Source organism: Elioraea sp. (assembly GCF_051860475.1).
Classification (GTDB): Bacteria; Pseudomonadota; Alphaproteobacteria; order Acetobacterales; family Acetobacteraceae; genus Elioraea.
Genome location: NZ_JBHYDW010000067.1, coordinates 1 through 22,977, shown reverse-complemented (window position 1 = coordinate 22,977; position 22,977 = coordinate 1). Strand labels below are relative to the sequence as shown.

The 22,977-nt window shown below is 72.8% G+C and carries 19 protein-coding genes; 12 read left to right on the top strand and 7 right to left on the bottom strand.

Features of this window, described 5'->3' with window-relative positions; genetic code table 11:
- Window positions 1–111 precede the first annotated feature (111 nt).
- A complete protein-coding gene (gene acs, locus ACTIFU_RS13040; protein ID WP_439578745.1) occupies window positions 112–2,067 on the bottom strand; it encodes an acetate--CoA ligase in 1,956 nt (651 codons plus the stop codon).
- A gap of 246 nt (window positions 2,068–2,313) precedes the next feature.
- Window positions 2,314–3,039, bottom strand: coding sequence for a 3'-5' exonuclease (locus tag ACTIFU_RS13035; protein WP_439578744.1), 726 nt, complete (start codon window positions 3,037–3,039; stop codon window positions 2,314–2,316).
- A gap of 121 nt (window positions 3,040–3,160) precedes the next feature.
- Between ACTIFU_RS13035 and ACTIFU_RS13030 the strand changes: the two genes are divergently transcribed.
- Entirely contained in the window at window positions 3,161–5,500 is a 2,340-nt protein-coding gene (locus ACTIFU_RS13030; RefSeq protein ID WP_439578743.1) for a bifunctional diguanylate cyclase/phosphodiesterase, read from the top strand.
- A gap of 12 nt (window positions 5,501–5,512) precedes the next feature.
- Here ACTIFU_RS13030 and ACTIFU_RS13025 read toward each other — a convergent pair whose 3' ends face one another.
- On the bottom strand, window positions 5,513–5,734 hold the full coding sequence (locus ACTIFU_RS13025; protein ID WP_439578742.1) for a hypothetical protein: 222 nt from the start codon (window positions 5,732–5,734) through the stop codon (window positions 5,513–5,515).
- 139 nt (window positions 5,735–5,873) lie between these two features.
- Between ACTIFU_RS13025 and ACTIFU_RS13020 the strand changes: the two genes are divergently transcribed.
- Both ACTIFU_RS13020 and ACTIFU_RS13015 read left to right on the top strand, forming a co-directional pair.
- On the top strand, window positions 5,874–7,751 hold the full coding sequence (locus ACTIFU_RS13020) for an AMP-binding protein (protein WP_439578741.1): 1,878 nt from the start codon (window positions 5,874–5,876) through the stop codon (window positions 7,749–7,751).
- A gap of 140 nt (window positions 7,752–7,891) precedes the next feature.
- A complete protein-coding gene (locus ACTIFU_RS13015; protein ID WP_439578740.1) occupies window positions 7,892–8,608 on the top strand; it encodes a PEP-CTERM sorting domain-containing protein in 717 nt (238 codons plus the stop codon).
- Window positions 8,609–8,668: 60 nt separating this feature from the next.
- Here ACTIFU_RS13015 and ACTIFU_RS13010 read toward each other — a convergent pair whose 3' ends face one another.
- Window positions 8,669–9,259, bottom strand: a complete 591-nt coding sequence (locus ACTIFU_RS13010; RefSeq protein ID WP_439578739.1) for a YqaA family protein — start codon at window positions 9,257–9,259, stop codon at window positions 8,669–8,671.
- A gap of 124 nt (window positions 9,260–9,383) precedes the next feature.
- On the opposite strand from ACTIFU_RS13010, the gene ACTIFU_RS13005 reads away from it, so the two are divergent.
- The 3 genes from ACTIFU_RS13005 to ACTIFU_RS12995 all read left to right on the top strand — a co-directional run bounded on the left by ACTIFU_RS13005 (window position 9,384) and on the right by ACTIFU_RS12995 (window position 11,738).
- Window positions 9,384–10,568, top strand: a complete 1,185-nt coding sequence (locus ACTIFU_RS13005) for an MFS transporter (RefSeq protein ID WP_439578738.1) — start codon at window positions 9,384–9,386, stop codon at window positions 10,566–10,568.
- Between the two features lie 64 nt (window positions 10,569–10,632).
- Entirely contained in the window at window positions 10,633–11,067 is a 435-nt protein-coding gene (locus tag ACTIFU_RS13000; protein ID WP_439578737.1) for a hypothetical protein, read from the top strand.
- A 2-nt stretch (window positions 11,068–11,069) separates the two neighbouring features.
- Complete coding sequence (locus ACTIFU_RS12995) at window positions 11,070–11,738, top strand: aspartate/glutamate racemase family protein (protein WP_439578736.1); 669 nt, start codon at window positions 11,070–11,072, stop codon at window positions 11,736–11,738.
- 8 nt (window positions 11,739–11,746) lie between these two features.
- Here ACTIFU_RS12995 and ACTIFU_RS12990 read toward each other — a convergent pair whose 3' ends face one another.
- Window positions 11,747–13,066 (bottom strand): ATP-binding protein, encoded by a 1,320-nt coding sequence (locus tag ACTIFU_RS12990; protein WP_439578735.1) that lies wholly within the window; start codon window positions 13,064–13,066, stop codon window positions 11,747–11,749.
- Window positions 13,063–13,785, bottom strand: a complete 723-nt coding sequence (locus ACTIFU_RS12985; RefSeq protein ID WP_439578746.1) for a response regulator — start codon at window positions 13,783–13,785, stop codon at window positions 13,063–13,065. Before ACTIFU_RS12985 ends, ACTIFU_RS12990 begins: the two co-directional genes overlap by 4 nt.
- Window positions 13,786–13,975: 190 nt before the next feature.
- On the opposite strand from ACTIFU_RS12985, the gene ACTIFU_RS12980 reads away from it, so the two are divergent.
- From ACTIFU_RS12980 to ACTIFU_RS12960, 5 genes are all read left to right on the top strand, one after another.
- Complete coding sequence (locus ACTIFU_RS12980; protein WP_439578734.1) at window positions 13,976–14,437, top strand: hypothetical protein; 462 nt, start codon at window positions 13,976–13,978, stop codon at window positions 14,435–14,437.
- 52 nt (window positions 14,438–14,489) lie between these two features.
- On the top strand, window positions 14,490–15,137 hold the full coding sequence (locus ACTIFU_RS12975) for a DNA-3-methyladenine glycosylase family protein (RefSeq protein ID WP_439578733.1): 648 nt from the start codon (window positions 14,490–14,492) through the stop codon (window positions 15,135–15,137).
- An 11-nt stretch (window positions 15,138–15,148) separates the two neighbouring features.
- Window positions 15,149–15,937: an enoyl-CoA hydratase/isomerase family protein gene (locus tag ACTIFU_RS12970; RefSeq protein ID WP_439578732.1), complete on the top strand. Its 789-nt coding sequence runs from the start codon at window positions 15,149–15,151 to the stop codon at window positions 15,935–15,937.
- An 89-nt stretch (window positions 15,938–16,026) separates the two neighbouring features.
- Window positions 16,027–17,148, top strand: a complete 1,122-nt coding sequence (locus ACTIFU_RS12965) for a hypothetical protein (RefSeq protein WP_439578731.1) — start codon at window positions 16,027–16,029, stop codon at window positions 17,146–17,148.
- Window positions 17,145–18,401: a hypothetical protein gene (locus ACTIFU_RS12960; protein ID WP_439578730.1), complete on the top strand. Its 1,257-nt coding sequence runs from the start codon at window positions 17,145–17,147 to the stop codon at window positions 18,399–18,401. The genes ACTIFU_RS12965 and ACTIFU_RS12960 overlap by 4 nt, the downstream gene beginning before the upstream one ends.
- A gap of 4 nt (window positions 18,402–18,405) precedes the next feature.
- Here ACTIFU_RS12960 and ACTIFU_RS12955 read toward each other — a convergent pair whose 3' ends face one another.
- Window positions 18,406–21,183 (bottom strand): phosphoenolpyruvate carboxylase, encoded by a 2,778-nt coding sequence (locus tag ACTIFU_RS12955; protein ID WP_439578729.1) that lies wholly within the window; start codon window positions 21,181–21,183, stop codon window positions 18,406–18,408.
- Between the two features lie 98 nt (window positions 21,184–21,281).
- Here ACTIFU_RS12955 and ACTIFU_RS12950 point away from each other — a divergent pair, with 98 nt between their 5' ends.
- A complete protein-coding gene (locus tag ACTIFU_RS12950) occupies window positions 21,282–22,892 on the top strand; it encodes a GMC family oxidoreductase (RefSeq protein ID WP_439578728.1) in 1,611 nt (536 codons plus the stop codon).
- Window positions 22,893–22,977 lie beyond the last annotated feature (85 nt).

The following is a 22,977-nucleotide window of genomic DNA, read 5'->3' as shown; positions in this document are numbered from 1 at the left end:
CCAGGGCCAGTCGGGCTCCCGCCCGCCACCGCAACCGTCACTCTATGACGATTGCGGACACCAGAGTTACAAGGGCCGCAAGGCCCTTCCCCCCACACCCCCCATCCCTTCTCACCCGACCCGGTTCGCCACCAACTCCGTCACCACCGCCGGATCAGCCAACGTGCTCGTGTCGCCGAGATTCTCCGTCTCGTTCGCCGCAATCTTCCGCAAAATCCGCCGCATGATCTTGCCCGACCGCGTCTTCGGCAAACCCGGCGCCCACTGGATCGCATCCGGGCTCGCAATCGGACCGATCTCCCTGCGAACCCACGCCACCAACTCCCTGCGCAACGCCTCCGTCGGCTCCACCCCCGCCCGCAACGTCACATAGCAGTAGATGCCCTGGCCCTTGATGTCGTGCGGCATCCCCACCACCGCCGCCTCCGCCACCGCCGCATGCGCCACCAGCGCAGACTCGATCTCGGCAGTGCCCATCCGATGCCCCGCGACATTCAACACGTCATCCACCCGGCCCGTGATCCAATAGTACCCGTCAGCATCGCGCCGCGCCCCGTCACCGGTGAAATACCTCCCCGGGAAGGTCGAGAAGTACGTCTGCACGAACCGCTCATGGTCGCCGTACACCGTGCGCATCTGACCAGGCCAGGAATCGGCAATGCAGAGATTGCCCTCCGTCGCACCCTCCAACACCCGCCCCTCGCCATCCACGATCACCGGCTTCACCCCCGGCAACGGCAAGGTCGCCGAACCAGGCTTCAACGCCGTCGCCCCCGGCAACGGCGAGATCAGAATCCCGCCCGTCTCCGTCTGCCACCAGGTGTCCACCACCGGACAGCGCTCGTCGCCCACATTGCGCCAGTACCAAAGCCACGCCTCCGGATTGATCGGCTCGCCGACCGTTCCGAGCAGGCGCAGGCTCGCGCGCGACGTCCGCTTCACCGGCGCCTCGCCCTCGCGCATCAACGCGCGGATCGCCGTCGGCGCGGTGTAGAAGATGTTGACCCTGTGCTTGTCCACCACCTCCCAGAACCGGCTCACGGTCGGATAGTTCGGCACGCCCTCGAACATCAGCGTGATCGCGCCGTTCGCGAGCGGGCCATAGACGATGTAGGTGTGCCCCGTCACCCAGCCGACATCGGCCGTGCACCAGTAGATCTCGCCGTCATGGTAGTCGAACACGTTCTGATGCGTGAACGACGCCCACACCATGTAGCCGCCCGTGGTGTGCAGCACGCCCTTCGGCTTGCCGGTCGACCCCGAGGTGTAGAGGATGAACAGCGGGTCCTCCGCGCCCATCTTCTCCGGCGGACAGTCGGGCGACGCGGCCGCGCACACCTCGTGGTACCAATGGTCGCGCCCATCCTGCATCCCGACCGCGGCACCGGTGTGCCTCACGACGATCACGTCCTTGATCGTCGGCGCGGCCTTCAGCGCCTCGTCCGCGTTCGCCTTCAGCGGCACCTTGCGCCCGCCGCGCAACCCCTCGTCCGCGGTGATCAGCAGGGTCGAGGCGCAATCCTCGATCCGCCCGTGCAGGCTCTCGGGCGAGAATCCCCCGAACACCACCGAATGGATCGCGCCGATCCGCGCGCAGGCCAGCATCGCCACCGCCGCCTCGGGAATCATCGGCAGATAGATCGTCACCCGGTCGCCCTTCCTCACCCCGAGCGACTTCATCGCGTTGGCAAGACGGCACACCCGCTCGTGCAGGTCCCGATAGGTGATGTGCGCGCTCTGCTTCGGATCGTCGCCCTCCCAGATGATCGCGGTCTGGTCCCCGCGCGCGGCTAGATGGCGGTCGAGGCAGTTGGCCGAGGCGTTGAGCACGCCGTCCTCGTACCAGCGGATGTGCACGGTGCCGGTGTAGTCCACGTCCTTGATCTTCGTCGGCGGTGTCATCCAGGTGAGGCGCTTCGCCTCGTTCGCCCAGAACGCGATCGGATCGGCCTTCTCCGCCGCCACCATCGCATGGTACTTCGCCGCATCGATATGCGCGCGCTTCGCCCACGCGGGCGCGACGGGAATGACGGTGTCGGCGGCCTTGGGCGCGACAGTGTCGGGCATCGGCGGTCTCCCCAGTCGTTGCGGTGCGCGGACGGGGCCATGCGGCGCCCGCGCGCGCCTTGTTCTGGGTCAATACCTAGCCGATGCGAGGGGGGCGAGGGGAGACCCCTCGCGCCGGCGCCGGGCGCGCGAGGGTCGAGATCAGCCGGACGGGGTGGTCGGGCGGGACGCAGACCAGGCGCGCCGCCGAGGCGCGGCAGGGCACGCCGACGCGCCCGCGACCCACGCCTGGTCGTCCGGCGGCGATCAGAACTGCACCGCGCCGGCGGCGATCGACTCGCGCATCCGCGTCCGGCGCATCAGGTCGTCGAGGTCGCGCACGCCGGCAAGTTCGGCGCGGCGCAGCATGTCGGCGAACAGGTGCGCGGTGGCGACCGCGTCGCCGAGCGCGTCGTGCCGCCCCGCGACGACGACGCCGTGCCGTGCCGCCAGCGCATCGAGGCTGTGATCCGTCTGCGTCGGATCGAGCCATAGCGACAGCCGCATGCTGCACAGCGCCGGCATGGCGAACGAGACGCCGGCGCGCGGCTCGGCGAGATGCAGGCAGGTCAGGTCGAAGGCGGCGTTGTGCGCGACCAGCACCGCCCCCTTGGCATAGGCGTGGAACGCGGCGACCGCCTCCGGCCAGCCCACGGCGTCGCGCACCATTGCGTCGGTGATGCCGTGGATCGCGGTGCTGGCGGCCGGGATCGGCCGTCCCGGGTGGCAGAAGGTCGCGTAGCTGTCGGCGGCGTCGACGACCCCGCCGCGCAGGCGCACCGCACCGATCGCGACGATCCGGTCGCCGCGGGAGGGCGCGAGTCCGGTGGTCTCGAGGTCGAACACGACGAAGTGACAGGCCGCCAGCGGCCCCTCGGGCAGCAGCAGCGGCTCGACCAGGCGGCGACGGCGCTCGTCATGGCTCGGCGTCAGCAGATGCCCCGCGGTCGCGCGCATCATCCGCCCCAGCCAGCCGCCGAACCCCTCGCCCATGGCTCCGTCCCGCGCGCATCAGCCCCGCCTGCAGGGCAGCCCAGGGGCCGTACATTATTAACCGGCCGCGGGCCATGGAACGGCTGGAACTGTGACGCTATTGGTTGGTGCCCACGATCCCATGCGTATCCTGTCCTGTCTCGGCGCCGCACACGACCCCTGGATGGTCGTGCTCGCCGGCGCGGTCTGCCTGCTCGGGGCGTGGGTGTCCGTGCGGCTCTGCGCGCGTGTCTGTGCCAGCTTCGGCCTGTCGCACGCGGGCTGGATCTTCCTCGGCGCGGTCGCGGCCGGAGCGACCGTCTGGTGCACCCATTTCGTCGCCATGCTCGCCTACCGCCCCGGCGTGCCGATCGGCTACGCGCCCGGCGAGACCGCGCTCTCGCTGCTGATCGCGATCCTGGGCAGCGCCGGCGCGCTCGCGCTTGCCGCGCAGCGCGATCCGCGCGCGCCCGAGGCGGGCGGGGCGATCCTCGGCGCGACGGTCGCGGCGATGCACTACACGGGGATGGGCGCCGTCACGGTCGAGGCCGCGGTGCAGTGGGACGCGTGGGTCGTCGCCGCCTCTGTGCTGGTCGCGATCGGCCTCGGCGCGCTGGCGCTCGGCCGCGCGGTGCGGGTGAGCTCGGCGGGCGGACGGCTTGGCGCGGCAGGGCTGCTCGCGCTCGCGATCGTCGCGCTGCACTTCACCGGCATGGCGGCCCTGACGCTGCTGCCCTTCGCCCCGCCTGAGGGTGCGCCGACCACCGATGCGGCGCGCGCCGGTCTTGCGGTCGCGATCGCGGGCGTGGGGCTGCTGCTGCTCGGCACCGGCGCGGCGAGCTACCTGGTGGACCACCAGGCGCGGGAGGAGGCGGCCGCACGGCTGCGCCATCTCGCGGAGAGCGCCGCGGGCGGCATGGTGATCGAGCAGCGCGGCCGGATCGTCGAGGTGAACGCCGCATTCGAGGCGTTGTCGGGCATGCCGCGCGCGGCGCTGCTCGGCGGCGCCTTCGCGGCCTGGCTCGACGGGCCCGAGGCGATCGGCGAGGGCGCGGTCACGCGCGCGGCACTGCGCCCGGCCGAGGGTGCGGCGATCCCGGTGGAGGTGGCGACGAGCAGCGAGCCGGCGCGCCCTGGCGAGCCGGGGCTGATGGTGTACGCCGTGCGCGACCTGCGCCCGCGCCTCGCACAGGAGTGTCGGATCGCCCAGCTCACGCGCACCGACGGGCTGACCGGCCTGGCGAACCGCGCGGGCTTCCTCGAGGCGCTGGAGGGTGCGGTCGCCGCCTGTGCCCCGCCCGGCCGGATCGCGCTGCTGGCGATCGATCTTGACCGGTTCAAGGAGGTGAACGACCTCTACGGCCATGCGGTCGGCGATCTGCTGCTGCAGACGCTCGCGCGGCGCCTCGCGCACACACTGGGCGACGGCGCGTCCGTCGCCCGCCTCGGCGGTGACGAGTTCGTCGCCCTGGCACCGGTTTCGGGGCGTGACGCCGCGCTCGAGCTTGCGCACCGCCTTGCCGGCGCGCTCGGCCACCCCGTCACGGTCGCCGAGACCGACATCGTCTGTGGCGCGTGCATCGGCGTCGCGCTGTTCCCGGATGATGCCGCCAGCGCCACGGCGCTCGTCAACAATGCGGAGCTCGCGATGCAGCGTGCCAAGTCCGCGCCGGTCGAACGGGTCTGCCGTTACGAGGAGGCGATGGACGAGGCGGTGCGGGTGCGCCGCCAGATGCTGACCGACCTGCGCCAGGCCCTGGCGCAGGAGGCGTTCGCGCTGCACTACCAGCCGCAGGTCTCGGTCGCGACCGGAGCGATCACGGGCTACGAGGTGCTGCTGCGCTGGCACCACCCGAAGCGTGGCTTCATTCCGCCCTCCGATTTCATCCCGCTTGCCGAGGAGACCGGCCTGATCCTTCCGATCGGCGCCTGGGTGCTGCGCACGGCCTGCGCGCAGGCGGCGACCTGGCGCGCGCCGCAGCGCATCGCGGTGAATGTCTCGGCCGTTCAGCTCGCCGCGGCCGACCTGCCCGAGCTGATCGAGCGGACGCTGCGCGAGACCGGCCTCCCGCCCGCCCGGCTCGAACTCGAGATCACCGAGACGGCGCTGATCAGCGAGCCCACGCGCACCGCCGAGCTGCTCGGCCAGATCAAGGCGCTCGGCGTGTCGATCGCGATGGACGACTTCGGCACCGGATACTCATCGCTGTCGATGCTGCGGGCCTTCGCGTTCGACAAGATCAAGCTCGACCGCTCGTTCATGGGCGAGATCGAGCGCAGCGAGCAGGCGCGCGCCATCATCCGCGCCGTGCTGACGCTGGCGGACAGTCTGGGCATTCCCGTGCTCGCGGAGGGCGTCGAGACCGAGCAGCAACTCGGCTTCCTGCGCGCCGAGGGTTGCGACGAGGCGCAGGGCTTCCTGTTCGGCCCGCCTGTGCCGCGGCTCGTCGAGCCCGCGCGGACGCCGGTCCTGGCCACCTGACGCCTGCCGGCCTCAGTTCAGGCCGCAGCCGCCACCCGCCCCCAGCAGCCGCGCCGTCCCCGGATGGTCCGGCAGCCGTTCGGCCGCCTCGCCGAGCAGCCGGGCGGCGGCGCGCAGGATGGCGTCGCGCGTCACGGTGAGGCCGAGCGCCTCGGCCTCCTGGGCCAGCGCCCTCAGACAGGCCAGCAATCCGTCCGGCGACGGGCCGGGCGAGTCGGTCGGGTTGTCTGCCATTCCCCGTTCCTTCCCCCTACGATTGTATTCTGCCCTGCCGCGCCTGCCACGAAAAGGCCGTGAAGTCCCCAACATTGCACGATTCGGTCGATTTGACGCAGGCTTGCCGCGGGAGCGGACCGGACAGGGGCGGCGCGGCATGTCCAGCGGATACGAGGCGACCTACGCGGCCTGGCGGGCCGAGCCCGCCGGGTGGTGGAGCGAGCGCGCACGGCTGATCGACTGGGACACGCCGCCGCGGGCCGGCTTCGACGCCGGCGAGGGTGTGTACGGTCGCTGGTTCCCGGGCGGGCGGCTGAACACCTGCTTCAACGCGCTCGACCGCCATGTCGCTGCCGGGCGGGGCGGCCAGCCGGCGCTGATCTGGGACAGCGCGATGACCGGGCGGATCGAGGCGCTGACCTATGCCGCGCTGACGGATCGGGTGGCGCGGCTCGCCGGCGCGCTGGCCGCGCGCGGGGTGACGACGGGCGACCGGGTGATCGTCTACATGCCGATGGTGCCCGAGGCGGTGATCGCCATGCTCGCCTGCGCGCGGCTGGGCGCGATCCACTCGGTGGTGTTCGGCGGCTTCGCCGCCGCCGAGCTCGCGAGCCGCATCGCGGACGCCAAGCCCAAGGCGATCGTTTCGGCGAGTTGCGGGCTCGAGCCCGGCCGCACAATCGCCTACAAGCCGCTGCTCGACGCCGCCATCGCGCTCAGCCCGCACAAGCCCGCGTTCTGCCTGATCCTGCAACGGCCCGAGCATATCTGCGATCTGACCGCCGGTCGCGACGAGGATCTGCTCGCGGCGGAGGCTGCCGCGTCACCGCACGCCTGCGTGCCGGTCGCGTCGACCGATCCGCTCTACATCCTCTACACCTCCGGGACGACCGGGCGGCCCAAGGGGATCGTGCGCGACAATGGCGGGCACGCGGTCGCGCTGATGAACTCGATGGCGATGCTGTATGGCGTCGGCGCCAGCGACGTCTATTGGGCGGCCTCGGATGTCGGCTGGGTGGTCGGGCACTCCTACATCGTCTACGGCCCCCTGCTCGCCGGCTGCACCACCATCGTCTACGAGGGCAAGCCTGTCGGCACGCCGGATGCCGGCGCGTTCTGGCGCGTCTGCGCGCAGCATGGCGTGAAGGCGATGTTCACCGCGCCGACGGCGATCCGCGCGATCAAGCGCGAGGACGCGGACGGGCGGATCCTGCGGCGCCACGATCTCTCGCGGCTTGAGGCGCTGTTTCTCGCCGGCGAACGCTGCGATCCGGACACGGTCACCTGGGCCGAGACACTGCTCGGCAAGCCGGTGATCGACCATTGGTGGCAGACCGAGACGGGCTGGGCGATCACCGGCGACTTCCGGGGCTTGGGCCTGTTTCCGGTCAAGCCCGGCTCGGGCGGCAAGCCCAGCCCCGGCTTCGATCTGCGCGTGCTCGACGAGGCCGGGCGCGAGGTGCCGCGCGGCACGATCGGCGATCTGGTCGTCAGGCTGCCGCTGCCGCCCTCCTGCCTGCCGACGCTCTGGAACAACGACGCGGGCTTCCGCGACGCCTATCTGAGCCAGCACCCGGGCCACTACACCACGGCCGATGCCGGCATGATCGACGACGACGGCTATGTGTGGGTGATGAGCCGCACCGACGACATCATCAATGTCGCCGGGCACCGGCTCTCCACCGGCGCGATGGAGGAGGTGCTGGCCGCGCACCCGGATGTGGCCGAGTGCGCGGTGGTGGGCGTGAAGGACGCGCTGAAGGGCCAGGTGCCGCTGGGGCTCGTGGTGCTGAAGGCGGGCGTGACCAAGGACGAGGCGACGCTTGAACGCGAGCTCGTGGCGATGGTGCGCGAGCGCATCGGGCCCGTGGCTGCGTTCCGCACCGCCCGCGTCGTGCCGCGCCTGCCGAAGACGCGCTCGGGCAAGGTGCTGCGCGCCACGATCCGGAAGATCGCCGACGGGCAGGACTACGTCGTGCCGCCGACCATCGACGACCCGGCGAGTCTGGACGAGATCAAGGGCGCTCTCGTCTAGGTTGTATTCTTCGGGCCATATCATCCAATAAATAAGTCAACATGATCAAATTGACTTGACGTCCATCAGCGGATGGCGTACGCGAAAAGTGTCCGATCGGGGGATCGGGCATCGTGTTCGCACTACCGGGGGATGTCCTCATGATGATGGCCCGTCTTGCCGCTTCGGCCGTGGTCGCGGCCGGCATTCTCGCGACCGTGGGCGCCGCGCCGACGGCTGCATCCACCATCACCATGACCAACTACAGCTTCGCGGCAGGATCCCAGAACGTCACCATCATCGAGCCCAGCGGCGCGATCGGCGCCGTCAAGGCCGGCATGTTCAAGCTCACCACGACGGCGGGCGACTGGTACGCGTTCTGCGCCGACATCTTCAACGTCATCAAGAAGCCGACGACGTATCAGCTCGGCCCGCTCCAAGCGGCTGGCGACAGCACGCCGGGCCAGCCGCCGGTGGACTATCCGCTGACGCTCGGGCAGCAGAAGCAGATCCATTGGCTGGCCGAGCAGGCCACGCTGGAGCTGCAGAACGCGACGCTGACATCGGCGAAGTCGGCCGCCTACCAGGTTGCGATCTGGGACGTCGCCTACGGCGCCGCGTTCACGCGGACGATCAACGCGAACACGCAGTCGGCGCTCACCGGGATCGTCGCGGCGCTTGGGGCCGCGGATCTGTCGTCCTACTGGGTCCCGCTCGGCTTGACGCCACTGGCGAACGGGCAGGGGCTGGTGAAGGGCCAGACACTGGTGGTTGGCGTGCCGGTGCCCGAGCCGGCGAGCCTCGCGCTGCTGACCGCCGGGCTGCTCGGCCTTGCCGCCGCCCGCAGAGCCCGCGCCAGCGCGTTTCGCCGCGCCTGACGCCTCATCGCCTGCCTGGACAGTGCGGCCACGCGCGGCAGGGTGCGTGGCCGTCCGCCGTCAGAGATACCGCACGAGCACGAACCCGCCGACCAGCAGCACCAGGAAGGCGATCGTGAACAGGGTCAGCCGCTTCTCGATCACCGCCAGCACTGGCGGGCCGAACTTCGCCGCCACCAGCGCCACCATCAGGAACCGCGCCCCGCGCGACAGCGCGCTCGCGATGAAGAACGGCACCACCGCCATCTGCACGGCACCCGAGGCGATGGTCGCGAGCTTGTAGGGGATCGGCGTGAACCCGGCGATCGCCACCACCATCCAGTCGTATTCGAGGTAGAGCGCGCGGAACCGCTCATACGCCTCGTGCATCCGGTAGAGCTCGATGATCGGCACGCCGATCGCCTCGTAGAGCCCCCAGCCGATCGCATAGCCGAGCAGGCCCCCGAGCGCCGAGCCCGCGGTGCAGATCAGCGCCGAGGAGAGCCACCGGTCGGGCCGCGCCACCGCCATCGGCGCGAGGATCACGTCGGGCGGGATCGGGAACACCGAGGATTCGACGAAGGCGATGATGAACACCCACACCCGCGCCTGCGGATGGGCCGCGAGCGTCAGGACGCGCCGGTAGAGCGTGTGCAGGAAGGGCAGTTCCACGTAGCGTCCGTCGGTCGGAGGGCTGCCGGGGATTGCCACGCGAGCGTGGCATCGGCAAGGCGCATGGCTCACCTCAGCGCTATCGATTGGACGCGGGTCCGCGCTCGGCTAGGCTCGCCCCCGCATGCCCGTCCGGCTCCTGCTCCTCTGTGCCGTGGTGCTCTGCGCGCTCTCGATGGGGCTGAGGCAGAGCTTCGGGCTGTTCCTCGCGCCGATGACGGCCGCCCAGGGCTGGACCGCCTCGGCCTTCGCGCTCGCGATCGCGGTGCAGGTGCTGCTGAACGGCGTCTCGCAGCCGATGTGCGGCAACGTCGCCGACCGGATCGGCGGGCAGCGCGTGCTGATCGGCGGCTGGCTGCTGTATGCCGGCGGATTGCTGGTGATGGCGCTCGCCTCCTCGCTCGCGGTGTTCTTCCTCGGCGCCGGGCTGGTGATGGGGGTGGCGGTCTCGGCCGCCGGCTTCCCGATCGTGATGGCGAGCCTCTCGCGCCTGCTGCCGCAGGACTGGCGCGCGCGCGCCACGGGGCTTGCGACCGCGGGCTCCTCCTTCGGCCAGTTCTCGGTGGTGCCGCTGGTGCAGCTTGGCATCGACGCCTTCGGCTGGCAGGGCGCGCTGTTCGCCATGGCGGCGGTGGCGCTCGTGGCGATCCCGCTCGCCCTGCCGCTCGCCGACCGGCCGGCGCCGCCGACCGAGGGCCGCTCGGTCGGCGCCGGCGTGGCGCTGAAGGAGGCGCTCTCCACCGGCTATTTCTGGTGCCTGTTCTGGGGCTTCTTCGTCTGCGGCGTGCATGTCTCGTTCCTGACCGTGCACATCCCGGGCTTCGTCGCCTCCTGCGGGCTGCATCCGTCCTGGGGTGCCACCTCGATCAGCCTGATCGGGCTGTTCAACATCGCCGGCTCGCTGCTCTCGGGGGAACTGACCGGCAGGTGGCGCCGGCGTGAGCTCTTGATGCTGATCTATGGCGGCCGCGCCGTCGTGATGACCGTGTTCTTCCTCGGGCCGAAGACCGAACTGACGCTGGCGCTGTTCAGCGCCGCGATGGGGGTGCTGTGGCTCTCCACCGTCCCGCCGACGGTGGCGCTGGTGGCGCGGCGGTTCGGTACGCAGTGGCTGGCGACGATCTTCGGGCTGGTCTTCCTCGGCCATCAGATCGGCGGGTTCACCGGTGCCTGGCTCGGCGGCGTGATCTGGGACCGCACCGGCAGCTACGACCTGATGTGGATCATCGCCATCCTGGCCGGCGCCTTCGCCGCCGCGGTGCACATTCCCGTCCGCGACCCAGGTATGGCCGTGCCGGCGCGCGCCTGAGGTTCCGCCGCGGCGCCGCCTCCGCTAGGGTCGGGCCGTTGTCTCAGACTCCGGGGGATCACCGTTGCGCCGCCTTGCTCTTGCGATCGTCGTCCTGTTCGCGCCCGCCGCCGCATCCGCGCAGACCGAGCCGCATGCCTGGCTCTACGGCGCCTGGAGCGGCGGGCACACACCGCCGCTGCGCGGTGCGACCGCCGCCGCCTGCCTCGCCCAGCCGACGGTGATCTTCACCCGCGATATCGTGCTGCACACCACGCTGCTCGAGCCGGTGTTCCAGCAGCGGCTGATCGAGACCGTGCGCGCCACGCCGGAGGGCGTCGAGATCCGGCTCCGGCCGGTCGCCCGGCCGCCCGGGCCGTTCGCGCGCATGGCGGGCATGGGATTCGGCTGCGACGGCGATCCGAACCTGCTCCGCGTGCAGCGGCTGGAGGGCGGCGAGATCGGATTCCCCGGCTGCGTCGACTTCCCCTCCCCGCTGGTCTCCTGTGCAGGACGCTGACCATGGCCGCCCCCCGCATCGCGCTGATCCACGCGCTCCGTCTCTCGCCGCCGGCGATCATGGAGGCGTTCGCGCGGCTCTGGCCCGAGCCGATGCTGATGAACCTGCTCGATGACAGTCTGTCGGCCGATCTCGCGCGCGACGGCGCGCTGACGCCGGCAATGACCGAGCGGTTCCTTGGGCTCGCCGCCTATGCGCGGCGCACCGGGGCGGATGCGATCCTGTTCACGTGCAGCGCGTTCGGCCCACCGATCGAGGCGGTGAAGGCGGCGCATCCGACGATCCCCGTGCTGAAGCCCAACGAGGCGATGATCGACGCGGCGCTCGACGCCGCGCCGTCGGGGCGGATCGGGCTGGTGGCGACGTTCCGGCCGACCTTCGACTCGATGCGCCCCGAATTCGCCGAGGCGGCGGCCCGACGCGGGATCACGCTCGACCTGCGCGAGGGCTTCGCCGAGGGCGCGATGGCGGCGCTGGAGCAGGGAGACGGGGCGGTGCATGACGCACGCGCGGCCGAAGCGGCGCAGGGACTGGGCGACTGCGAGGCGATCGCGCTCGCGCAGTTCAGCCTCGCCCGCGCCGCCCCCGTCGTCGCCAGGGCCACCGGCAGGCCCGTGCTGACCACGCCCGACAGTGCGGTCGCGCGGCTGAGGTCGCTGCTCGGCGCCTGATCCCGGCGCTACGCCGGCAGCGTCACCGTCACCGCCAGTCCGCCGCCGGGACGGTTCGCAAGCGTGACGTCGCCGCCATGGCCGCGCAGGATCGTGCGCGCGATCGGCAGGCCGAGCCCCGCTCCGCCGGTCTCGCGCGACCGGCTGCGCTCGACGCGATGGAACGGCTGGAACACGCGCTCCAGCTCGTCCTCGGGAATTCCCGGCCCGTCGTCCTCGATCGCGATGCGGATCATCCCGCCCTCGGGCTGGGCCAGCCGCACGCGGCACGACCCGGCATAGGCGACCGCGTTCCCCACCAGGTTCCCCAGCGCGCGCTTCAGCGCCAGCGGGCGCGCCGTCACGGTCCGATGCGCCGACGCCTCGGCCGTCACCACCTCACGCCCGGCGACATCGTTCGCCTCGTCCGCGACCGTGCGCAGCAGCGCGACGAGATCGAGCGGCACCGCCCGCTCGGCGGCCGCATCGTCGCGCGCGAAGGCGAGCGTGGCCGCCACCATCGCTTCCATCTCGGCGAGATCGGCCAGCATCTTCGCGCGCACGCCCTCGTCCTCGACGAACTCGGCGCGCAGCCGCATCCGCGTGATCGGCGTGCGCAGGTCGTGCCCGATCGCCGCCAGCATCGCGGTGCGGTCCTCGACGAAGCGGCGGATCCGCGCCTGCATCGTGTTGAACGCCGCGGCCGCCTGCGCCACCTCGCGCGGGCCCCGTTCCGGCAGGGGCGGTGTGCTCACGTCGCGGCCAAGCCGCTCCGCCGCCCCCGCAAGCTCGCGCAGCGGCGCGGTCAGCCGCCGCACCGCCCAGAACGACAGCCCCGCCACAGCGGCCGTCATCACCGCCAGCGCCGCGAGGAACGCCGGCGACGACCAGGGCTGCGGGCGCGGCCAGCGGCCGACGATGTTCAGCCATTCGCCCTCGGGCAGGCGCAGCGCCGCCGCGACCCCGCCCCCGGGCGCCTCGCCGACCCGCACCTCGCGCGGACGCAGCCGGGGAGGCCCCATCCGCCCAAGCCCCTCCGACAGCCGCCGGCCCATCGGTCCGGGCAGAGCGGCGCCCTCGCGCACGAACGGCGCAGGGTCGAGCGACGCGCGGAACCCCTCAGGCAGTTCGACCGTCTCGATCAGGTCGGGCCGCAGCGGGGGCGGCGCCGTGACGACCGTGCGCCAGACCGCCCAGGTGCGCGCCATCGCCTCGCGCCCCTGCGCGGCGCGCTGCAGCCCGACGCGGTCGACGGCGTGGATCGTCAGCCCGACCACCTGCGCGGCGAACAGGCCAATGAGCAGCACCAGGAAGGTGCGCCCGGCGATCGAGGCGGGCCACAGCCTCATGCGCGTTCCACCGGAGCAGCGAGCACATAGCCGCCGCCGCGCACGGTCTTGATCAGGGCAGGCGACTTGCCGTCGTCCTCGATCTTGCGGCGCAGCCGACTGACGGCGACGTCGATCGCGCGGTCGAACGGGCCGGTCGAGCGGCCGTGCAGCAGGTCCATCAGCATGTCGCGCGTCAGCACGCGGCCGGCGCGCTCGGCGAGGATGCGCAGCAGGTCGAACTCCCCGCCGGTGAGCGCCACCTCGGTGCCCGAGGGATCGAGCAGGCGGCGGCGCGCGGTTTCGAGCGTCCAGCCGGCGAAGCGGAAGGTCGCGCCCGGCTCGGCTGGCTCGGGCGCCGCGCCGTCCGTGCGGCGCAGCACCGCGCGGATGCGCGCGAGCAGCTCGCGCGGGTTGAACGGCTTCGGCACGTAGTCGTCGGCGCCGAGCTCAAGCCCGACGATCCGGTCGGTCTCCTCGCCCATCGCGGTCAGCATCACCACCGGCAGCCGCCCCCGCTCCTCGCGCAGCCAGCGCAGCAGGGAGAGCCCGTCCTCGCCCGGCAGCATCAGGTCGAGCACGACGAGCGCGTAGTGGCCGTTGGGAATCGCGCGGCGGAGGTCCCGCCCGTCGCGCGCGGTCGTGACGCGGAACCCGTGCTTCTCCAGGAACCGCGCGAGCAGGTCGCGGATCTCGCGGTCGTCGTCCACCACCAGGAGATGCGGCGCGGGCTCGGCCATGGCGCGGTTGTGGCGCGCGCGCGCTGCGGCGGCAACGCCTGGACTGTTGCGGCGCATTGCGCGCCGGCCGCCTGTCGCACTTCGTCACACTTCGTCGCGCGCCGGCCCGCGCTCCGACACACGCGCGCAAGCCGCCCGGACCATGCTGCCCGCGGTCCCGATCCCGGGATGGTCACGACGGAGGACGAGAATGAGCCGGATCTTGAAGGTGGCGCTGGTGGCAGGCGGGCTCGCCACGGCGGGGCTGGTGGGCTACGGCGCCGGCAGCCTGGGTGCGTTCGCCCAGGGCGGGCCGGGCACGGGCGGCGGCCCCGGCATGATGATGGAGCGCGGCGACCGGCCGATGGGCCCGCGCGCCGACCGGCGCGAGGCGATGCGCGGCGAGCGCGGCTGGCACCGCGGCCACCACCATCGCGGCGGCCCGTTGGCCGGGTTCTTCATCAACCGCGACAACAAGAACCTGACCAACGATGACGTGCGCAAGATCGCCGAGGCCGGCCTGCTCTGGTTCGGCGAGCGCACCTGGCGGATCGGCGAGGTGACGGACTCCGGCAGCCGCACGGCGCGGTTCACGCTCACCACCGAGAACGGCGGCGTGATCGCGACCTTCGAGATGGACCGCGATACCGGCCGCCTGCGCCGGGTCGGCTGAGGCGCGGCCGGCGCACTTTACGCCCGGGGCACGCGGCGGCAGTCTCCGCCGCGTGTCCGAGGCCCCACCCGTCCCGCCGGCCGAGCGTGCCGCGCTGCGCCGCCTCTGCGCGCGCGAACCCGCCTTCGCCGCGATCGAGCGGCGCGCCGGGAAGCTGCCCTGGCGCACCCGCGAGGCGGGCTTCGCCGGCCTGCTCGCCGCGATCGTCGGCCAGCAGATCAGCAACCTGGCTGCCGCCGCGATCTGGACCCGGCTCCGGGCGCTCCTCGCGACACCCCCCTGCCCGCGCGCCTTCCTGGCCCTCTCCGATGACGCGCTGCGCCAGGCCGGGCTCTCGCGCCCGAAGATCGCCTATGCGCGCGGACTCGCCGAGGCGGTCGCCGAGGGGCGGCTCGACGCCTCCGCGCTCGCCGCCATGCCCGACGAGGAGGCGATCGCCGCGATCGCCGCGCTGAAGGGCTTCGGCCGCTGGTCGGCCGAGATCTATCTGCTGTTCGCGCTTCAGCGCCGCGACGTCTTCCCGGCGGCCGATCTGGCGCTGGCGGCGAGCCTGGCCGATCTGCGCGGCCTGCCCGCGCGCCCGGCCGAGCGCGCGCTGCGGGCGCTCGCCGAGCCCTGGGCGCCGTATCGCGGCCTCGCCGCGCGCCTGCTCTGGCACCACTGGCGGCACGTGAACGGGCGTGCCGCGTTCGACTCCTGAAAGGACCCACGATGGACGAGAGCCCGCATATCCGCACCGAACGCCCCGAGCAGCACATCGGCGTCGTCGTGTTCGACCGTGCGGCCAAGCGCAACGCCTTCGATCTCGCGATGTGGCGCACGCTCGGCGCCGTGATGCGCCGGCTCTCCGATGACGACGGCCTGCGCTGTGTCGTGCTGCGCGGCGCGGGTGCGGAGGCGTTCAGCGCCGGCGCCGACATCTCCGCCTTCGAGGCCGAGCGCGGCAACCGCGAGAAGGAGGATCACTATGGCGAGGTGACGCACGAGGCCTTCCAGACCCTGCGCACCTGCCGCCACCCGACGGTCGCGATGATCCGCGGCGTCTGCATCGGCGGCGGCGCGGGCATCGCCACCATGTGCGACTTCCGCGTCGGTGGGGAATCGATGCGCTTCGGCATCACCGCGCGCAATCTCGGCATCTGGTACCCCTATGCCGAGATGGACCCGGTGGTGCAGATCGCGGGCTACGCGGTCGCCGCCGAGATCTTCATCGAGGGGCGGATCTTCAACGGCACCGAGGCGTACCAGAAGGGCCTGCTCTCCCGCGTCGTGCCCGACGACCAGGTGGAGTCGGAGGCGATGGCGCTCGCCCGGCGCATCTGCGAGGGCGCGCCGCTCTCGGCGCGGTTCCACAAGCGCGCGCTGCAACGCCTGCGCGGCCCCCTGCCGATCACGCCGGAGGAGGAGGCGGCGGTGAACGACTTCACCCGCACGGAGGACTACCAGAACGCCTATCGCGCGTTCCTGGCCAAGCGGAAGCCGGTGTTCGAGGGGCGCTGACCGCGGGCGCCGCGCCCGCAGCATCTCGTTAACCATGCAGTGGCAGGATGGCGCCTCGGCATCGCCCACTCTGGGGACGCGCACCATCCATGACCTCCCCGGCTTCTGCCGCGCCGCGAGCCCTGCTCTCGGACTTCCAGCCCGCCACGTTCCTCGAGCGCGGCGCGACCGTGCCGTTCACCTCGCCGCTGCTTCAGCAGGCGCGGGTGCGGCTCGGCATCGGCGGGCTGCGCGAGGTCGTCATGCGCAATCCCTCCGGCGGCCCGGGCTGGTATGTCGGGCCGTGGGAAGGGGTGGTCGAGATCGCCCGCGTCACCGTGCATGACCGGCTGGTGTTCAAGCGGATCGAGGAGACGGGCGCGATCAGCCCGCTCGAGATCCGCCGCGCGGCGCGCGCGGTGTCGGCCGAGGGCTATGGCGGCCAGGCGGCGAAGGGCGCCGCGATCGCCGCGATCGAGGCCGAGGAGCGCGAGTGGCGCGGCGGCTACGCGACGCTGCTCGCCACCCTGCTCGGCCAGGCGGGCCTCGCCGGCTCCGACACCATCGCCAAGGCCCATTCGCGCCAGGAGCTGATCAACCTCGCCCCCGCGCTGCTCGCGCCGATCGCGCCGCGCCTCGGCCTCGCGCCGGAGGTGCTGGCCCAGACCCTGGAGGAGCTCGCCGCCGTGCTCGCGCGCATCGGCGGCACGGCCGACCGGCCGACCCAGACCGGGCGCGATCTCGCGGCTGTCGAGCGCATGCTCGCCGAGGTGAAGGCGCTCGCCGAGGAGGACCCGCGCGCCGACCCGGACTCGGCTCGCGCGATCCTCGATGTGGGCAGGATGACCGCCGCGCTCGCCGCCGATGCGCTGGCACGCGCCCGCGCGGAGGCGACGCGTCCGCAGGCGCTGCTGATGGCCTGGGCGGAGGATCGCGTCGCCACCAAGGCGAGGCTCACGCGTGCGGAGTGGCTGCTCGACGGCTGGGCGGTGCTCGTCTCGCTGTGGGACTGGGCCGGGGACATGGCGCCCGGCAGCCGCCGCCACGTGCTGCCGGAACTCCATCTGCTGCTGCCCATCCTGCCGCGCGAGGTGACGGGCGCGACGGTGCAGCCGCTCGCCGCGCCGAACCACGCGCGCAAGGTCGCGCGCGGCAGCGAGTGGCTCGCCGAGGTCGCCGAGGCCGACGTGATCGCCCGCAACGAGCGCGCGCTCGCGCGCACCGTCGCATGACCGCGGACGGCGCGATCCGCACCGAGATCGCCAACAGCCTGCGCAACGCGCCGGAAGCCCGCCTGCGCGCGGTGATCGCGGCGATCGACCGGCACCCGCGCCGCGCCGAGGTCGAGGACCTGGTCGAGCTGGTGCGGCCGCGCATCGCCGGGCTGCATATCCCCCGGCCGCTGACCCCGCAGCGCGCCCTGGTCGTGCCGTTCGAAGGGCTGCTCTGCGCAGGCGAGGCCGCGCCGCGCGATGCGCTGCGGCTGCCGCGCAGCGTGCTGCCGCCGCTGTTCGCGCTGGTGCGTGAGCGCATCGATCCCGCCGCCCTGGCCGAGGGCGAGCGGCTCGCCGAAGGCCGCCGCGCGGACGACACGCTCGCGGTGATGGCGGTCGGGCGCCGGCTCTGGCCGGGCGCGGTCGACGCGCTCGCGGCGTTCCACGACGATCCGCGCGGCATCGGCCGCGCCCTCGCCGCTGCCGGCCATGACGCGCAGCTGCTGGGGCGTTCGCTCGGCAGCATCCTGCCGCTGCTGCGGCTCGGCGAGGCGATCGCGGCGGCGATGCTGCCGCGCAACGGCGTGGCCCTCGACCCGACGCTGCCGACCGCGCCGCACCGGCACCTGCTGCTCGGCTGCGTCCAGCGCGACCCCGGGCTGTTCCGCCTGATCGCCGCCTCGATGCTGTTCCACTCGGAGTTCCCCGAGTCGGTGACGCGCATCATCCGCGACATCGCCGCGAAGCTGGACCGGCCCGGCGTGTTCTCCGTGGTGGCCGAGGTGGCCGAGGCGCTGAAGGCCGATCTCCTGGAGCCGGTCGATGGACCCGGCCTGGCCGCGGAACGGCGCGGCCAAGCGGCGATGCGGCTGGTGACGATCGTCTCGGTGCTGGAAGGCATGCCGCGCTTCGATGCGCTTGCGATCGAAGCCGGGCGCATCCTCGGCGGGCAGTTCACCGCGACCGTGCGCGATTCCGTGATCGCGCCGCTGGCCGCGCTCGCGCGCGAGGGCGCGGTGGAGGCCGACGCCGTGCGCGCGCTCGAGACGGCGGCTCATGCCGCCAAGCGGATCGAGGCGGCAGGCCGGCTCGCCGGCGCGACCGCCTCGTTCAAGGGCGCGCTCGCCGCGGCGCGCGAGCCGGTCGGCATGCTGATGCGCGCGGCCGCGGCGGCGCCGAAAGGCGGGATCGGCCGTGCCGAGATCGCCCGCCTCGCCGAGATCCTGCTCGGCCCTGACGAGGCGATGGCGCTGCTCGAACAGGCGGCCTGACCCGCTACCCGAACGATCCGACCTCGTGGGCGATCGCCGCCGAGCCCTCGCGCACCAGCGCGAACCAGCGCCGCATCGGGCCGAGGATCTCGGCGTGTTCGGCCTCGTAGGTGGTGGCGGCGCGCGGCCCCGCCGGCTCACCGAACGCCATCGCCGCGGCCGGGTCGGGCAGCGAGGGGAACACCTCCTCCAGCAGATCGACCGCGTCCGACACGTCGAGCCGCAGGATGCGCGCCACCAGCGCGGCGCGCGTCACGCCATGGCGCGGGCTGAAATCGGGCACGCGCGCGGCCAGCAGCCAGATGCGGTGGATCGCGGCGATGCGCAGCGCATGCATCACCACCAGCCGGTCCGACGCGCCCTCGCTGCGCCAGGCCGCATCGAGCGCCAGCGCGTCGGCCTGGAGACGCCGGAACAGCCGGCGCACCGAGGCGACGAGGCCGAGCGACTCCAGCGCCTGCGCGACGGTCGCGAGCTGCTCGCGCCGCCCCGGCCGCGTCGAGCGCTGCGCGCGGTCGAGCCAGGTGCCTGGATCGAGGGTGGCGACATAGCCGCGCAGGATGTCGAGATCGCCCGCCGCGCGCGCCGCTGCCGCCATCGCCATCGCCCGGCCGAAGCGCGGGCTCCGCGCGCGCATCTCGGCGAAGGTCTCGGGCGCGCGGGCGACCGCCTGGCCGAGCCCGTGCAGCGTGTTCGCCAGCCAGCCGAGCTGGTGCAGGATCGCGTTGTTCGGGATCGCGCGGAGCTCGCGCGGGTGGCTGATCATCGCCGGCCCGCCCATCCCGTCGGTCTGGCGCTTGGCCGGGCGTGACCCCGTGGGGTCGAGCAGCGCGGGGCCGAAGGCGCCGAGCAGCGCGGCGTAGCCCGGATCGAGCACCAGCCCCTCCACCGCAGCGCGCACGGTGCCGAAGAACTCGGCGGCGTAGTCGGCCTCGGCATAGATCGGATCGTCCGGGGCCGCCGGTGGGGCGAGCGCGTGCTCGGCGATCCGCGCCACCGCGGCCGAGGCGAGTTCGGGGGTGCCGAACAGCAGGTATCCGTCCGAGCCCTGGAAGCTCGACTCCTCGCGCACCAACAACCCCGCCTCGGCGAAGCGCGCGCGCGACTGCGCCGGCGCGAGATACTCCAGCCGGTCGGCGAGGCTTCCCGGATGCGCGCCGCGTCCGATCGACTCGCCATGGGTGTTGAACAGCACCAGTTCGAGCCCGCCCAGGTCGAATCGCCGCAGCGTCTCGGCAAGCTTCAGGCGCAGCCGCTCGATCAGGAACGAGGCGGCCGGCTGGCCGACGAAGCGCCCGGAATCCGAGTAGCCGAACTGGAGACAGAGCCGCCCGGTGCGCCGGAGATAGGCGCGGAAATGCGGCGAGCGCAGCGCCTCCTCGAGCACCCGCGCACCGTGCTCGAGCCCCTCGGGCGTCTCGAACAGGGGCGAGATCTCGACCCGCTCCTCCACCCCGAAGCGGCGCGCGAGCCATAGCGCCGCGAGCAGCGTGTAGCCCGTCTCGGTCTCGGCGATCAGGAAGCGGATCGGCTGCGATCCGTCGATGTGCTTCAGGATCTGCGCGAGCGTCATCATCAGCCGCGCGGCCGAGGACTGCTCGGCGAGCACCGCGCCGAAATCCACCGGCACCGGGCGGACCGTACCGAGCGCCGTGTTGATCGCGGCGATCAGCCCGCGGCGCCGCGCACGGTCCTCGGGCATGGCGTCGAAGCCGAGGCGGTGGCGCAGCGCGTTGTGCACCTGCTGCGCGTTCAGACGCACATGGGTATGCGCGAGCGAGAGCCCGTGCGAGACGAGCCCCGCGCGCGCGACCACGAGTCCCGGGCGCGCCGCGTCGTCGGCCGCGGCGATCGCGGCGTCGAACTGGCCGCGCAGCGTCTCGATCCCGGTCAGCGCCGTTTCGCGTCCGGCGACCAGCGCGCACGCGAAACGCTGCACGTCGTCGGGCTCGGGCGACGTGCCGACGGGGCAGAGCGCGTGCTGCCGGTCGGTCTCGGCGAGCGCGGCGGCGACCGTGTCGGCAAGTGGTCCGGCCGGCACGACCGCGGTCAGCCGGGCGAGCCCCATCGCCTTCATGCGCAGCCGGAACCGGATCGTGTCGGCCCAGCCGATATCGGTGCGCCCGTCCGTGTCGTAGCCGACCCAGGACGCGGCGAGCACCGGCGCGGGGTTCAGCGTCGCCCAGCGGTCCGGCCAGGCGGCGCGCGCGGCCGACACGAGCGCGCCGACCAGCGCGTCGATCGCGTTCCGCGCATGCGCGATCGCCCCGGCCGCCTGAGCGAACTCCTCGTCGAGCGTGATCGGCGCCGGACGGTGCGTGGGCGGGGCGGTGCGCCCGGCGGTCTCGTCATGCGCGGCGCGCGCGAGCAGGGCGGCCGCGGGGAACGGCATCGAGAAGGTGGGGTGGGCGGTGAACACCGCGGCGTAGCGCGGCCGCTCGACCGCGGCGCGGTAGCCGGCCCAGGGCACGGGACTGTCGGCGGGATCGGGACGGACGATGCGCGCGGCGAGCGTCGCGAACTGCTGCGGCCCGGTCTCGCCCACGTAGCGCGCGAGGCGGACGGCACGGTCGCGGAAGGCATCGTCGGCGAGCCGGCGCAGCACCGCCCCGAGCGACGCCTCGTTCAGCGCCCCGTCATCGATCCGCCGGCTGATCCCCAGCGCGACCGACAGCACCGGGTTGCCGAACGGGTCGGCGGCAGCGGCGGCCCGGGCGCGGGCCGCAAGCTCGAGCAGGTCCTCGACCGCGGCGTCGAGGAAGGGGGTCGGCGAGGTGTCCACGGAACGCGATTGTGCACATGCGAAGGCGGCAAGGGCCAGCCCTGGTTGACCCGCGCCGGCGCCCCGATACCGTGCGTGCGCCACCAGGGGAGGACAGCGTGACGGCGGCTTCGGAGTCGGACTACGTGATCGTCGGCGGCGGCAGCGCGGGCTGCATCCTCGCCGCCCGGCTCTCGGAGGACCGTTCGGTCACCGTGACGCTGCTCGAGGCGGGGCCCGAGGACCGCCACCCCTGGATTCACCTGCCCGCCGGCTACGCCAGGCTGTTCCTGGCCGGGACGTTCGACTGGAAATACGAGACCGAGCCCGATCCGGGGCTCGACGGACGGCGCATCAAGTGGCCGCGCGGGCGCGTGCTCGGCGGTTCCGGCAGCATCAACGGCATGGCGTTCCTGCGCGGCTCCCCGCGCGACTACGACCGCTGGGCGCAATCCGGCGCGCGCGGCTGGTCGTTCGAGGCGTGCCTGCCCGCGTTCAAGGCGATGGAGTGCTGGGAGGGTCCGCCGTCCGAGTGGCGCGGCACCGCGGGGCCGATCCGCTGCGGCCCGGCGCCGTACCGCTCCGAGGCCGGGCACGCCTTCCTCGACGCCTGCCACGCCGCCGGCGAGACCGCCTGCGCGGATTTCAACGGCGCCTGGTACGAGGGTGCGGGCGTGATGCCGGTGAATGTCAGCCGGGGCCGGCGGGTCAGCTCAGCGCGCGCCTATCTGAAGCCGGCGCGGTCGCGGTCGAACCTGCGCGTGGTGACCGGCGCGCGCGCGCATCGCATCGTCATCGCCGAGGGGCGCGCGCGGGCGGTGGAGGGACGCGGCCCCGCCGGGCCGACGCGCTGGACGGCGCGGCGCGAGGTGATCGTCAGCGCGGGCGCGATCGAGAGCCCGAAGTTGTTGATGCTCTCCGGCATCGGCGATCCCGACGCGCTCGCCGCGTTGGGCATCGCCGCGGTCGTGCGTTCGCCGGGTGTGGGCAAGAACCTGCAGGACCATCTGGTCGTACGCATGCCCTACCGGACCCGTCCGGCCGGAACGATGAACGAGATGACGTCATCCTGGTTAGGCCATGTGCGCATGGGCCTGGAATGGCTGTTCACGCGCAAGGGACCGCTCTCGGTCGGTGCGGCCGACACGTGCCTGTTCACCCGCGTCACGCCGGGTGCGGAGGAGCCGGAGGTGCAGCTCCAGTTCCTGAACTTCAGCTTCACCAACCTCGCCGAGGGGCTGCATCCGCATCCGGGATTCACGATCAACGTGAATGTCTGCCGGCCGGACAGCCGCGGCGAGATCTCCCTCGCCTCGCCCGATCCGGAGACGCATCCGCGCATCACGCCCAACTACTTCAGCGCGCCGAACGACCTCTACCTGACCGTCGAAGGAGTGAAGCGCGCGCGGACGATTGCCGCGACGCCGCCGATCGCGCCGCTGATCGAGGCGGAGATCCAGCCCGGTGCGGCAGTCACCACCGACGCGGCGCTGTCCGAGTGGGTGCGCTCAGTCGCCTCCACCGTCTATCACCCCTGCGGAACGGTGCGGATGGGCGACGATGACGCGGCCCCGCTCGATCCGCGGCTGCGCGTGAAGGGTGTGGCCGGGCTGCGCGTGGTCGATGCGAGCGTCTTCCCGCTCGTGCCGTCGTCCAACATCCAGCCGGCGGTGCTGATGGTGGCGGAGCGGGCGTCCGCGATGATCCGCGAGGACGCCCGCGCCGCGTAGGCGCCTTCATACCAAGTCCTTCTGAGCGAGACTCCCAAGGGGGATTCCCCGACGCGGGCGGGATCTGATTCAAGCGGGCGAGCAA

Coding starts and splice junctions, on each gene's coding strand:
- ACTIFU_RS12960 (WP_439578730.1), top strand. CDS start 17,145: ATGACCGCGGACGGCGCGATCCGCACCGAGATCGCCAACAGCCTGCGC.
- acs (WP_439578745.1), bottom strand. CDS start 2,067: ATGCCCGACACTGTCGCGCCCAAGGCCGCCGACACCGTCATTCCCGTC.
- ACTIFU_RS12995 (WP_439578736.1), top strand. CDS start 11,070: ATGGCCGCCCCCCGCATCGCGCTGATCCACGCGCTCCGTCTCTCGCCG.
- ACTIFU_RS13035 (WP_439578744.1), bottom strand. CDS start 3,039: ATGGGCGAGGGGTTCGGCGGCTGGCTGGGGCGGATGATGCGCGCGACC.
- ACTIFU_RS12985 (WP_439578746.1), bottom strand. CDS start 13,785: ATGGCCGAGCCCGCGCCGCATCTCCTGGTGGTGGACGACGACCGCGAG.
- ACTIFU_RS13005 (WP_439578738.1), top strand. CDS start 9,384: ATGCCCGTCCGGCTCCTGCTCCTCTGTGCCGTGGTGCTCTGCGCGCTC.
- ACTIFU_RS12965 (WP_439578731.1), top strand. CDS start 16,027: ATGACCTCCCCGGCTTCTGCCGCGCCGCGAGCCCTGCTCTCGGACTTC.
- ACTIFU_RS13025 (WP_439578742.1), bottom strand. CDS start 5,734: ATGGCAGACAACCCGACCGACTCGCCCGGCCCGTCGCCGGACGGATTG.
- ACTIFU_RS13020 (WP_439578741.1), top strand. CDS start 5,874: ATGTCCAGCGGATACGAGGCGACCTACGCGGCCTGGCGGGCCGAGCCC.
- ACTIFU_RS12970 (WP_439578732.1), top strand. CDS start 15,149: ATGGACGAGAGCCCGCATATCCGCACCGAACGCCCCGAGCAGCACATC.
- ACTIFU_RS13030 (WP_439578743.1), top strand. CDS start 3,161: ATGCGTATCCTGTCCTGTCTCGGCGCCGCACACGACCCCTGGATGGTC.
- ACTIFU_RS13015 (WP_439578740.1), top strand. CDS start 7,892: ATGATGATGGCCCGTCTTGCCGCTTCGGCCGTGGTCGCGGCCGGCATT.
- ACTIFU_RS12980 (WP_439578734.1), top strand. CDS start 13,976: ATGAGCCGGATCTTGAAGGTGGCGCTGGTGGCAGGCGGGCTCGCCACG.
- ACTIFU_RS12990 (WP_439578735.1), bottom strand. CDS start 13,066: ATGAGGCTGTGGCCCGCCTCGATCGCCGGGCGCACCTTCCTGGTGCTG.